The organism is Bradyrhizobium sediminis, from assembly GCF_018736085.1.
GTDB lineage: Bacteria > Pseudomonadota > Alphaproteobacteria > Rhizobiales > Xanthobacteraceae > Bradyrhizobium > Bradyrhizobium sediminis.
The window spans coordinates 4,430,678-4,443,593 of record NZ_CP076134.1 but is presented as its reverse complement, the minus strand read 5'-3'; the positions used below and the strand labels follow the sequence as shown (position 1 = coordinate 4,443,593).

Sequence of the window (12,916 nt, the reverse complement as noted above, 5' to 3'; positions counted from 1 at the left end):
GTTCATCGCTGCAACCGGAGGAACCAACATGCGACACTTGAGGAGAAGGAAGGGTGACTTGACCAAGAACGGCTTTCTGACCATGACCAGCGCTGCGGCGCTGATTGCGGCGTCCGTAACCATCGCCGCGCCGGCATTCGCCGATGATGCAACCGCGCAGAAGTGGATCGACAGCGAATTCCAGCCCTCGACCCTGTCCAAGGCCGATCAGCTGAAGGAACTGCAGTGGTTCGAAAAGGCGGCGCAGCCGTTCAAGGGCCTGGACATCAACATCGTGTCGGAAACGATCACGACGCATGAATACGAATCCAAGACGCTGGCGAAGGCCTTCACCGAGATCACTGGCATCAAGGTCAAGCACGACCTGATCCAGGAAGGTGACGTCGTCGAGAAGCTGCAGACCCAGATGCAGTCCGGCAAGAATGTCTATGACGGCTGGATCAACGACTCCGATCTGATCGGCACGCACTCTCGCTACAACCAGACAGTCATTCTGTCCGACTACATGGCGGGCGAAGGCAAGGACGTCACCGATCCGATGCTCGACGTCAACGACTTCATCGGCAAGTCGTTCACAACGGGTCCGGACGGCAAGCTCTATCAACTGCCTGACCAGCAGTTCGCGAACCTCTATTGGTTCCGCTACGACTGGTTCTCCAATCCGGAATACAAGGCCAAGTTCAAGGCCAAGTATGGCTACGACCTCGGCGTTCCCGTGAACTGGTCGGCCTATGAGGATATCGCCGAGTTCTTCACCAACGACATCAAGGAGATCAACGGCGTCAGGGTCTATGGCCACATGGACTACGGCAAGAAGGATCCCTCGCTGGGATGGCGGTTCACCGACGCCTGGCTGTCGATGGCCGGCAACGGCGACAAGGGCATCCCGAACGGTCTTCCGGTCGATGAATGGGGCATCCGCATGGAAGGCTGCCGTCCGGTCGGCTCGTCCGTCGAGCGCGGCGGCGACACCAACGGTCCGGCGGCGGTCTATTCGATCACCAAGTACCTCGACTGGATGAAGAAATATGCCCCGCCGCAAGCGCAAGGCATGACCTTCTCCGAAGCAGGCCCGGTGCCGGCGCAAGGTGCGATCGCGCAGCAGATCTTCTGGTACACCGCCTTCACCGCCGACATGGTGAAGCCGGGTATTCCGGTCGTGAACGCCGATGGCACGCCGAAATGGCGCATGGCCCCGTCGCCGCACGGCTCCTACTGGAAGGAAGGCATGAAGCTCGGCTATCAGGACGCCGGCTCCGCGACGCTGCTGAAGTCAACCCCGGCCGATCGCCGCAAGGCGGCCTGGCTCTATCTGCAGTTCATCAACTCCAAGACGGTTTCCTTGAAGAAGAGCCATGTCGGTCTCACCTTCACCCGTGAGTCCGACATCTGGCACAAGTCGTTCACCGAGCGCGCGCCGAAACTCGGCGGGCTGATCGAGTTCTACCGCTCGCCGGCACGCGTGCAGTGGACCCCGACCGGCAACAACGTGCCGGATTATCCGAAGCTGGCGCAATTGTGGTGGCAGAACATCGGCGACGCGTCGTCCGGTGCGAAGTCGCCGCAGGCGGCGATGGACTCGCTGGCAGCAGCGCAGGACTCGGTGCTGGAGCGTCTCGAGAAGTCCGGCGTGCAGGGCGCCTGCGGGCCGAAGCTGAACAAAAAGGAGACCGCCGAATTCTGGTTCGCGAAGGCCGAAAAGGACAAGACCATCGCGCCCCAGCGCAAGCTGGCGAACGAGAAGCCGAAGGGCGAGACCGTCGACTACGACGCGCTGATCAAGTCGTGGCCGGCCACTCCGCCCAAGCGCGCCTCGCTGAACTGAGGACTTGGCGTCATCGTCCGGCTTGACCGGACGATCCAGTACGCCGCGGCTTCTCGGCTCTATCGCCGGTGCGGCTGCGTTTACTGGATGCCCCGCCTTCGCGGGGCATGACGAGGAGAGAAAAACGAAAGGCCGGGAGCGATCCCGGCCTTTTTTCCGTCATTGCGAGGAGCGCAGCGACGAAGCAATCCAGCTTTCCCGCGGTGAAATGGATTGCTTCGCTTCGCTCGCAATGACGACGTGGCGGGCGTTCGCCCCTACTGCGCCGCGTCGAGCGCCTCCAGCGTCGGGTAATCCGTGTATCCCTTCGCCCCGCCGCCGTAGAACGTCGCCTTGTCGAACGCGTTCAGCGGTGCGCCCTTCTTCAGTCGCTCGACCAGATCGGGGTTGGAGATGAACGGCTTTCCGAACGCGATCAGGTCGGCCGCATCGGCCGCGAGCACCTTGGTCGCGAGCTCGAAATCGTAGCCGTTGTTGGCGACATAGGCTTGCTTGAAGCGCTTGCGCAAGGACGCGTAATCGAACGGTGCATTGTCACGCGGGCCGCCGGTGGCGCCTTCGATGACGTGGATGTAGACGAGCTTCAGCGCGTTGAGCCGGTCGACGATGTGATCGAACAGCGGCTGCGGATTGGAGTCGGAAACGTCATTGGCCGGCGTGACCGGTGAAATGCGGATGCCGGTGCGCTCGGGGCCGGCTTCCGCGGCTACTACCTTCGATATCTCCAGCATCAGCCTGGCGCGGTTCTCGATTGATCCGCCATAGGCGTCGGTGCGCTTGTTGGTGCCGTCTTTTGCAAATTGGTCGAGCAGGTAGCCGTTGGCGCCGTGGATTTCGACGCCGTCGAATCCGGCCTCGATCGCGTTCGCGGCGCCGCGTTTGAAGCTCTCGATGATGCCGGGGATTTCCTCCAGTGCCAGCGCGCGCGGCTCGGAGATGTCGGTGAAGGTGCCGTTGACAAAAGTCTTGCCCTTGGCGCGGATCGCAGAGGGCGCGACCGGCGCGCCGCCATTCGGCTGCAGCGAGGTGTGCGAGATCCGGCCGACATGCCAGAGCTGGATGAAGATGCGCCCGCCTCGCTCATGCACGCGGTCGGTGACCTTGCGCCAGCCCGCGATCTGCTCTTTCGAATAGATGCCGGGCGTGTCCTGATAGCCTTGGCCCTGCTGCGAGACCTGGCTGGCCTCGGTGACCAGCAAGCCCGCGGACGCGCGCTGCCCGTAATATTCGACCGCCAGCGGGCTCGGCACCATGCCGGGAGGGACCGCGCGGTTGCGGGTCAGGGGCGCCATCACGAGGCGGTTCGGCAACGTGATCGGACCGAGCTTGTAAGGCTCGAACAGTTTGGTTGGCGTGCTCATGTCGTTGCTTTCAGGTGAGGTGAGGATGCGAGAGAGTTGGGCATTACCGCCGATAGCGCAATGCCCGAGCCATTCGGCAAACGCAGACTAGCCGCGCGGCGGATCGATCCGCTTCGGGGCGTGGGTGGTGGCGGACATCGGCGGCTTCCTCTCTCGATGTTCTGTTGATGCCGGCTTTTGGTTCTCGTCATGGCCGGGCTTGTCCCGGCCATCCACGTCCTATTTTCCGAGCGGCGCCAAAGGCGTGGATGCCCGGGACAAGCCCGGGCATGACGGATTTCTCAACTCACCCCGAGAAAATCGCGCTTGCCGATTTCGACGCCGTTGTGCCGGAGAATGTCGTGGGCGGTGGCGGCATGGAAGTAGAAGTTCGGCAGCGAGTAATGGCTGAGGAACTGCTGGCCCTTCAGGGTCATGGTCTTGTCGGGGCCGGCGGGAAAGGTGACGTCGCGGCTATCGGCGCCTTCGAATTGCGCCAGCTTGAACCATTTCACATAGTCGATGGTCCTGGCCAGCCGCGCCTTCAACTCGTCGAAGCTCTTTTCGGTGTCGGGGATAGTCGGCACTTCGCTGTGGGTCAGGCGCGCGCAGCCTTTGGCGGCGAAGTCGCAGACCAGTTGCACCTGGCGGGTGAACGGCAGCATGTCCGGATAGAGCCGGGCGCCGAGCAGCACGTCGGGCTGGATGTTCTTCGCCTTGCAGTGCGCCTCGGCCTTGGCGAGGATGCCGGTGAGGCTGTTGAGCATCTGCAGGTACGCGGCAACGGAAGCGTCGTGGAAAGACATATGGGTCTCTTTTCTTGCTGTGGAATTTGGTCGAGATGCAGGGTTGCGCTGCTCGAGGTGGGGCCTCGGCAGGCGAAATGCAACTCTTGAAGCGATCACACCTTAGCGAACCGCTGACGGTCCGGGCAAAGCCGGTTGCGCGCGCGGGGCGGCGGGCTGGCCGCGCATCCGCGCCAGGAGTTCGGCGGTCGGCCAGGAATCGGCGGGCAGGCCGTATTTGATCTGCATCGCCTTCACCGCGCTGCGGCTCTGCTGGCCCATGATGCCGTCGACCTTGCCGACATTGTAGCCGGCGCGCACCAATAGCTGCTGCAGCTCGCGCAGCTCGTTGAACGGCAGTTGTGCCACCGGCGCCGAGGGACGCTGCATCGGCGCGGCGCCTGCGATGCGGGTGGCGAGATAGCCCGCGGTGGTCGAATAGATCAGCGAGTTGTTCCACTCGGTGTAGGCGGCGAAATTCGGATAGGCCAGAAACGCCGGCCCGCTCCGGCCCATCGGCAACAGCAGCGACGCCGGCAGATTGTCATTCGGCAGCGCCTTGCCGTCGGGATAGGTGACGCCGTACTGCGCCCATTTCGAGCGCGGATGCTTGATCGTGAGATCGGCCTGATCCCAGGAAAAACCTGAAGGTAAATTTTGCGGCACCCGCACTTCCTGCAGCCAGGGTTCGCCGCGCCGCCATTTCAACCCGTTGGCGATGTAGTTCGCGGTCGAGCCGATCACGTCGGCCGGGCTGCGCAAGAGATTGCGATGGCCGTCGCCGTCGTAGTCGACCGCGTAATTGAAATAATGCGTCGGCAGAAATTGCGTCTGGCCGAGTTCGCCGGCCCATGATCCCACCATCTCGGCGGGCGAAAGATCGCCGCGGTCGATGATCTTCAATGCAGCGATGGTCTCGTCCTGGAACATCTGCGAGCGGCGGCAGTCGTAGGCCAGCGACACCAGCGAGCGTAGCGTCGGCAGATTGCCCATATTGGCGCCGAAATCGCTTTCCAGTCCCCAGAACGCGGCGATCACCGCCGGCGGCACGCCATATTCCTTCTCGGCGCGCGCAAAGGCGGCGGCATGGGTTTTGATTTTGGCCTGGCCCTGCTGCATCCGGTAGACGGCGGCCATGCGCGCGGCGAATTCGGTGAACACCTGCCCAAACACGCGCTGGCCGCGGTCGCGGTTGACGATGCCCTGATCGTAGACGAGACCGGGGGAGGCTTCCGCCAGCGCCCGCTGCGACACGCCGGCCGCGACCGCCTGTTGTTTGAGATCGGCAAGGAAGCGGTCGAAACTCATGCCGTTGTGGCAGGCCGCGCCGCCGCGTGGGGCTGCGGTCTGGGCTGGTGCGGCGGCAGGCGAAGCGGGTCTGGCAGCGGCGGGTTTGGCGGGCGCCGCGGCCGGCCGGGCTGTCGTTGGTGCCGGCTGGGCCGATGCCTGCTGCGCTCCGCACAGCAGCGCCAGCACGGCGGCGCCGGGGAGAAATCGTGCCGTCGAAAATTTTCGCATGCGGTGCCCGATTGGATGCAGAGTCACAGAAGGTGCCTTCTTGGTTGGGTCAGAAGCAGACATCGTCGCGCCCGCAGCAGTCGCGCGCATTATTCACAATAGGTTCGACCGTTGAACTGGAAGCATTTCGCGGCGGCGTCGGCTGGCCGCGCAGGAGGCGACGCTCTCCTTGAAGCGGTTCTGACCACACTTCGATGAAATCTTGAAACGGCCGGTGCCGAACACAAGCGATTGATGTCCTGGTCCGTAACAATGGTCCAGATCATTCGCGCCCCCTCTGTGCGGCAACTCAACATCAGAGAGGACCGCAAGCAGATCGAGGCGCCTTCGGAATAGCTCTTGCTCTCGTAGAGGCATGCCCCGGCGGTTTGCGCATGAACGGGCGAGGGCAGGCTGCTTGTAACCCCTGTGAGCGCGATCAAGCAGATACAAATCTTCGGGTTGAATTTCATTGCCTGCCTCCAGCTTGTTCGGGAATTGACGGACCGGCACTGAATTCGCCAACCAGCGAGTCCGTTGAAGCCGATCAAAATGTATTCTTTGCTTCGCAAAGTGTCGTCCGGCGATGACAATTGGGTTGATGAAAGAAGCCGACGGCTCCCGTCAATGGATCTGCTTCTTGCACGTTTTTGACGCTGCTCATACTCGATAATCCAGCCTGTCTCACTATGGGGGAACGGGTTGTGGGGCTCAGGTTCGCTTCGGCAAGGAAGGCGGCTCCAAAATCCGCCACCGCGCGATGGATGGCCGCATGTACAATATCATCTCGACCGACGTGTCGGGACAATCATGTTCCGTGAGAGCCGACAACGTCTTCGCAGTCAGATGAGCCGCCGCCTATCCTGAAAACCCATGGCGAACCGGACTGTTCGCAACAGCCGGCTGGTTCATTCGCAGTAGGTCTTGCCGCCAAACGTGAAGCACTTGCCGCCACCTCCCACCGAGCCGGCCCGTCGCGGCGCAGGCTCGCGGGCGACCGGCTCGCGGCGCGTCGCCGTCTGCGGCTTGGCCGCCGGCTCGGGCTTCTTCTCGCACGCGCCACTCGAGTTCAGAAAATAGCCGCTCTCGCAGCCGGTCTGAATGCAGCGGTCACCATCGGCCCGCTGGCCTTTCTTGCAAACCAGCGGACATACGCGCTCGGTCTTGCCGCGGACGGAATCGAGCGCATCCAGACTGGCCAGCTGGACGTTCAGCTTGGTCTGCGCATTCTTGTTGAACGACTCGAGCGCGCCTTTCGAAGCAGCGTCCCAGTTTCCATCGACGTTGCCCGGATTGCATCCGACACGCTTGAGATGGGCCTGCAGCAGCCGCGCGATATCGGCCTGATCCATTTGCGGAACGGCCGGCAAGGCGGCATTTCCGGGCGCGCTTGCGGGCGGTGACAGCGCGGCGATCTTGTCGCGCTCCAGTGCCGCCTCGCGTTTGGCCTGCTCGACCTGCTTCTGCGCATCCGCAACGGCCTGACGCTTGGCTTCCTCGACCTGACGCCGCGCGGTTTCCGCCTCCTGCCGGGCGATCTCGACCTGGTGTTTGGCGTCCTCCAATTGCTTCTTTGCCTGTTCCGCAACCTGGCGCCGCGCTTCTTCCAGCTCCTTCTTGGCCTGTTCCGAAATCTTCTGCTTTGCCTCGGAAGTTTGACGCGCGGTTTGCTCCTCCAGCTGGCTGCGGAATTCCGCGGCTTTTTTCGCCGCCTGCCCTTCGGCCTCGCGGCGCGCGTCGTCGGCTTTGGCGCGCATCTGTTCCGCTGCGATCAGCTTGCTGGTCTGGGCACGCGCGAGGTCGGCATACAATCCGCTGCGATGGGCGGCCAGAAATGAATCCCAGGCCTCGCGGGTGCCGATCTGGGCTGCCAGTTCATAATCGGTCCGGGCACTGGCTTCGGGATCGGCCGGCTTCGATGCCTGCGGCACCAGGGCGACCGTCTCGCCGCCCAATGAACCGTAAACGAAGGGCTCCTGGCGATACCCGGTGCTCTTCAAGACGTCGTCGCGGACGCGGCCAAACGCCAGCCGAAGATCGAGCCCGGGTTCGGCGATGTATTTGACCAGCGCCGAAGCGAACGGGCTGTTCTGTCCGTCTCCGTCGTTCGCCACCGCGCCCGCCTTGGCGGCGTAGGCAACCAGGGTGTCGGACATTGAGGGTTCGATCTTGGCAAGTCCGCGCCCGATGGAGCGGGTGCTCACGGTCCGTTTCATGGTCTTGGTGAACGGGTTATCGCGACAGGCGTCGAGAATGATCAGCTTCAGGCGTTTGGCGCCATCAAGCGCCTTCAGGACGCGGTCAAGCGAGATGGTTTCGTCTTCGACGTCGAAATCGCTCGCCAGCCTGGCGTCGGCGGGCACCAGGTAGTTGGTGCCGTCAACCTCGATGCCGTGACCGGCGTAATAGACCACGGAAATATCGACATCGCGCGAAGTGTCGGAGAATTGGCGAATGGACCTGCGCAGGTCGGAAATGCCGAGATCGCGGCCGCTCTCGACGACGTCGAAGCCCGCCTTCTTGAACAGCGCCGACATCGCTTCGGCATCCCGCGCTGGATTGATCAGGCGAGGCACCGATTGATATTTCGAGATGCCGACAACGAGCGCAACGCGTTTCTCCGCCCACGCCGAGGAGCAGGAAACAAGCGACAGGAGCCCAACAAACAAAAGGAACGTCGACCGCACGGTGTGCCTCTTGAGCAATGTTGCATTTTAGCAAAGCGACCTGACGCTCGCAACCGGGGCATCGGGCCGTTGCCGGACCTCAGGTCGCCAGCTGCGTCGGCCGGTTTGGACTGAATGATCCGGCGGGCCGGCCCCAGAGAGCTGTCAAACGGAAGCGATCCCCGCCCTAGCCAAATGGATTGCCTTCACGTATCGAGCAGCTCTCGCCGGAGGCCGTCATCGAATCGATCGTATACAGCACACCGTCGACTCCCCGCCGCTTCAAACCTCCGCCCTCACGGCCGAACGTCACCGCGACCGAGCAACTCGAAAAGCCCGGATCAAAGGATACGATGAAGCGCCTTGCGCCCTGCGCGAAGGCAGTGCTGCCTACAAGCCGGTTACCTTCAAAACGCAGGCCTGTCGCCTCGCCACCCGCGTTAATCGTACTACCCGGCGCGTTGTCGGTTTGTTTCTTGCCCTTTTTTGTCGCCCGCGAACCGCGCTCGAACAGACGTCCGGAGGAACTGACGTAGATTGTATGATACACGACAGATCCCGAATTGCTTTTCTGCCCGTCCGGACCGGTCCGGGCAACCGAGACCGACCAGCTGGCTTGAATGGTTCTATTATAGAGCTGACGCGGCGCATCGGCGGCAGCCGGACCGGTTTGAACTCCAATGAGCGCGGCAATGGCAATGGCAATGGCACAGGCGCTCGGCGCGATCCGTCTCAAAATAAATACATTCACGGGGGCGTCCCCCTCAAAGCTTCGATCAAGGCAATACGTAATTGATGCCCGGCTTCCAGAAAATAACAAGAGCTTGGGTCTCCCGCATTGCAGCGGAACGAAGCAGGCCAGATCTACGATTCCAGGCGGTAGCGGCCGTCAGTGAGCGAATGCGTTGCCGGTTTGGACCGAACATGTCGGCGAGCTGGTGCTGACCGAGTCGATCACTTTCATCTGCCCGTCCGGCCCCTTCCGCATGATCTTGCCGCCCGCACCCTTCGCGTCGATCACAGAAAGCGAGCAACTGGAGAAGCCAGGGTCGAACGTGGCCGTAAACTGGACGGCGCCGCTGGCCCAGGTTTGCACTCCAACCATCTTGCTGCCTTCGAAACGTACACTCCCCGGATAGGCGCCGGATTCTCCCGGGGCCTTGCTGGTCTCCCGTGATGCCCGGCCTCTTATCGATGTGACCCGCTTCTTCAGAAACACGCGGCCGGCGCTACTGACGTAGATCGTCAGCGCCACGGTATTGTTGAAATTCACCGGCGCGCCGTCGGCGCTCTTGCCGCTGCCGGCAATTGCCCAGTGGAGGGTGACGGTCTTGTTCAGAGCGGCCTGCGGCGCGCTGCTGGCGGATAAGGGGCCGGTCGAGAGAATGCCGAAGGCACAGGCCAAAACCAGATGAACGCGCATGGTTTTCAAATCCCTGGCGATCTTTCCAAATGGTTTCAAAACTACGAAAACTGTTCGCTCGTGCCAAGCGGCTTGTTCACCGGGCCGGGCAATTGGGCAGGTCATTGAGGCTGCCGATCATGCGCGCATCGCAGCAAGCGCCCGACGGCAATGGCGCACACGCTGCTACGCCGCGTGCCCCGGCGCTCAGCTGTTCGACGACCCGCGGGCGTTCCAGTTGCTCCATTGCGCACTGGCCAGCGTCTGATGGTCCGTCGTCATCGGGCGGCGGGTCTGCCGCTCATGGGCCGCGACGATTGCCTCGGATTCCCTGATCTTGCGCTTCAGCTCGGCCACCGTCTCCTGGGTCCGGTCGGCGGCCTTCGAGCGAGCGATCTCGCCGACGGTAAACCGGGCGGTTTCCAGATGTTTCAGGGCCTCGCGCTGTTTCCTGATCTGGGCCCGATGCCAGGCGATCTGACTGTTACTGTCTGCAACCATGTGGAGTCTCCCGAGGTGGGTCCCCGAACATAAGTGATTCGCCGGTTCTGCCAGGCATCGATTTGCGCGGGGACCATTGCGGGCTTGACCCACGTCAAGGTTGCTCGATTCTCGCCATGTAGCCTTTTAATTCCAATTACTTGAAAGCCTGCCATGGAATGGGAGCGTATCAGGAAGCGGCCCGAAGATCGTGTCGGCGCCAACCTTGAGGATTATCAGGAATACGCCGGGCGCTTTGCCTGGGCGCAGGCGCGAGCGCTGCTCGAGGGTCTGCCCAATGGCGGGATCAATATCGCGTTCGAGGCGGTTGACCGGCACGTGCTGGCGGGCCGGGGCGACAGGCTGGCGCTGCGCTGGATCGGGCGCGACGATCAGGTTTGCGATTTCAGCTACCAGGCGCTGCGCGCGCAGACCAACCGGTTTGCCAATATCCTGGCGGAGCGCGGGGTCGCAAAAGGCGATCGGGTATTCTCGCTGCTCGGCCGCGTGCCGGAACTCTACATCGCCGCCCTCGGTACACTGAAGAATGCCAGCGTGTTCTCGCCCTTGTTCTCGGCGTTCGGGCCGGATCCCATCAAGGCCCGCATGACCATCGGCAATGCCAAAGTGCTTGTCACCTCCGAGGCATTTTACCGGCGCAAGATAGAACCCTGGCGAAAGGAACTTGCTAGCCTCGAGCATGTCTTCCTGACGGAATGTTCGGGCAGTCTTCCCGCTGATACGATCGACCTGTCCGCCGCGCTGGCGCAAGCTTCGGATTCGTTCGAGACGATATGGACGGGGCCCGAAGACATGGCCTTGCTTCATTTCACCAGCGGGACGACCGGCCGGCCAAAGGGCGTCGTGCATGTCCATGAAGCCGTCGTCGCCCATCACATCACCGGACGGCTGGCGCTCGATCTGCGTTCGGATGACATCTTCTGGTGCACGGCCGACCCGGGATGGGTGACCGGGACGTCCTATGGCATCATCTCGCCGCTCACCAATGGCGCGACCATGATCGTCGACCAGGCCGAATTCGACGCGGAACGCTGGTATCGCATCCTGCAGCAGCAGAACGTCACCGTCTGGTACACGGCGCCGACGGCGATCCGCATGCTGATGAAGGTAGGAACCGAAATTACCAGGCGGTTTGATCTGTCCAGACTGCGGCTGATGGCCAGTGTCGGCGAGCCGCTCAATCCGGAGGCCGTGGCGTGGAGCGCGGCGGCCTTCGGCAAGCCGTTCCACGACAACTGGTGGCAGACGGAGACCGGCGGCATCATGATCTCCAACTATCGCTCGATGGACGTGAAGCCGGGTTCGATGGGGCGTCCGCTGCCGGGGGTTACGGCCGGCATCGTCGAGCGCCTTGAAGGCGGAGGGTTGCGCGAAATCACGAAGCCGATGGCGATGGGCGAACTCGCGCTGCGCCCGGGCTGGCCGTCGATGATGCGCGGCTATCTCAACGAGGAGGAACGCTACCGGAAGTGCTTCGTGGGCGGCTGGTATCTGACCGGCGACCTCGCGATGCGCGACGATGAGGGGTACTATTGGTTTGTCGGCCGGGCGGACGACGTGATCAAGAGCGCCGGCCATCTGATCGGCCCGTTCGAGGTGGAAAGCGCGCTGATGGAGCATCCGGCGGTGGCCGAGGCCGGCGTGATCGGCATTCCCGACCCGACCGCCGGCGAAATGGTCAAGGCCTACGTCGCGCTCAAGAACGGCTTCGAGTCCAGCGAGGCGCTGCGCAAGGAATTGCTTGGCCATGCGCGTCAGTGTCTCGGTCCGGCTGTTGCGCCGAAGGACATCGCCTTTCGGCAGAACCTGCCGAAGACGCGCAGCGGCAAGATCATGCGCCGCCTGCTCAAGGCCCGTGAGCTGGGCCTGCCGGAGGGCGACATCTCGACGCTCGAAAGCGAGGAGCGATGACCGCACCAACCGACAAGCCGCATCTGTCGCGCGAGCACATGTTGGGTCTATTGAAAGAGATGATCCGTATTCGTCGCTTCGAGGACAAGTGCGCCGAACTCTACACCCGGGAAAAGATCAGGGGGTTCCTGCACCTCTACGACGGCGAGGAAGCGGTTGCCGTCGGCGCCATCCCGGTGCTGGAGAAACGCGACAGGGTCGTGGCGACCTACCGCGAGCATGGGCACGCATTGGTGCGCGGCGTGCCGATGACGACGGTGCTGGCGGAGATGTACGGCAAGCAGGAAGGCTGCAGCCGCGGACGCGGCGGCTCCATGCACCTGTTCGATCGCGCCACCAACTTCTACGGCGGCAACGCCATCGTGGGCGGCGGCCTGCCGATGTCGATCGGATTGGCGCTCGCCGACCGCATGCGCGGTGACGATATCGTCACCGCCTGCTTCTTCGGGGAGGGCGCGGTGGCCGAAGGCGAGTTTCACGAAAGCCTGAATCTCGCCGCGCTATGGGAGCTGCCGGTGCTGTTCGTGTGCGAAAACAACCTTTACGCCATGGGAACCGCGCTCGCTCTCTCGGAATCCGAAACTGAAATCCAGCGTAAGGCGGGATGCTACCGGATCGCTTCCGAGGCGGTCGACGGCATGGACGTGATCGCCGTCGAGGCTGCCGCTCGCCGGGCGGTGCATGCGGTGCGCGAGAGCCGCAAGCCCTATTTCCTTGAATGCCGGACCTATCGGCTGCGCGCGCATTCGATGTTCGACGCGCAGCTTTATCGCGACAAGGCCGAGGTCGAGGCCTGGCGGCACAAGGAGCCGATCGTGCGCTTTCAGGGATGGCTGGAAGCCAATCATATGGTTCATCCCGAAGATCTGGCGCGCATCGAGGCCGAGGTGGCGGCCGAGATTGCCGAGGCGGTCGCATTCGGCGAGGCAGGAACATGGGAGCCGGTCGAGCAGCTCACCCGCTTCACCTATGCAGAAGCCGAAGGGTGA

General features: G+C 62.8%; 10 protein-coding genes. 3 read left to right on the top strand and 7 right to left on the bottom strand.

The window, feature by feature from the left end:
• The first annotated feature begins 28 nt into the window (after positions 1-28).
• Positions 29-1,825, top strand: a complete 1,797-nt coding sequence (locus KMZ29_RS21355) for an ABC transporter substrate-binding protein (RefSeq protein WP_215621070.1) — start codon at positions 29-31, stop codon at positions 1,823-1,825.
• 257 nt (positions 1,826-2,082) lie between these two features.
• On the opposite strand, the gene KMZ29_RS21350 is transcribed toward KMZ29_RS21355, so the two are convergent.
• The 7 genes from KMZ29_RS21350 to KMZ29_RS21315 form a co-directional block, all read right to left on the bottom strand.
• A complete protein-coding gene (locus KMZ29_RS21350; protein ID WP_215621069.1) occupies positions 2,083-3,186 on the bottom strand; it encodes an alkene reductase in 1,104 nt (367 codons plus the stop codon).
• Positions 3,187-3,467: 281 nt separating this feature from the next.
• Positions 3,468-3,971 (bottom strand): DUF1993 domain-containing protein, encoded by a 504-nt coding sequence (locus KMZ29_RS21345; RefSeq protein WP_215621068.1) that lies wholly within the window; start codon positions 3,969-3,971, stop codon positions 3,468-3,470.
• A 102-nt stretch (positions 3,972-4,073) separates the two neighbouring features.
• The gene (locus tag KMZ29_RS21340; RefSeq protein ID WP_215621067.1) at positions 4,074-5,468 is read right to left on the bottom strand and encodes a lytic murein transglycosylase; all 1,395 of its coding nucleotides are present in this window, start codon (positions 5,466-5,468) and stop codon (positions 4,074-4,076) included.
• Between the two features lie 887 nt (positions 5,469-6,355).
• Positions 6,356-8,134: a caspase family protein gene (locus KMZ29_RS21330; RefSeq protein WP_215621065.1), complete on the bottom strand. Its 1,779-nt coding sequence runs from the start codon at positions 8,132-8,134 to the stop codon at positions 6,356-6,358.
• Between the two features lie 166 nt (positions 8,135-8,300).
• The gene (locus tag KMZ29_RS21325; protein ID WP_215621064.1) at positions 8,301-8,864 is read right to left on the bottom strand and encodes a hypothetical protein; all 564 of its coding nucleotides are present in this window, start codon (positions 8,862-8,864) and stop codon (positions 8,301-8,303) included.
• 138 nt (positions 8,865-9,002) lie between these two features.
• Entirely contained in the window at positions 9,003-9,536 is a 534-nt protein-coding gene (locus KMZ29_RS21320; protein WP_215621063.1) for a hypothetical protein, read from the bottom strand.
• A 186-nt stretch (positions 9,537-9,722) separates the two neighbouring features.
• On the bottom strand, positions 9,723-10,016 hold the full coding sequence (locus KMZ29_RS21315) for a hypothetical protein (RefSeq protein WP_215603221.1): 294 nt from the start codon (positions 10,014-10,016) through the stop codon (positions 9,723-9,725).
• A 153-nt stretch (positions 10,017-10,169) separates the two neighbouring features.
• Here KMZ29_RS21315 and acsA point away from each other — a divergent pair, with 153 nt between their 5' ends.
• On the top strand, positions 10,170-11,927 hold the full coding sequence (gene acsA / locus KMZ29_RS21310) for an acetate--CoA ligase (RefSeq protein WP_215621062.1): 1,758 nt from the start codon (positions 10,170-10,172) through the stop codon (positions 11,925-11,927).
• The gene (pdhA, locus tag KMZ29_RS21305) at positions 11,924-12,916 is read left to right on the top strand and encodes a pyruvate dehydrogenase (acetyl-transferring) E1 component subunit alpha (RefSeq protein WP_215621061.1); all 993 of its coding nucleotides are present in this window, start codon (positions 11,924-11,926) and stop codon (positions 12,914-12,916) included. The genes acsA and pdhA overlap by 4 nt, the downstream gene beginning before the upstream one ends.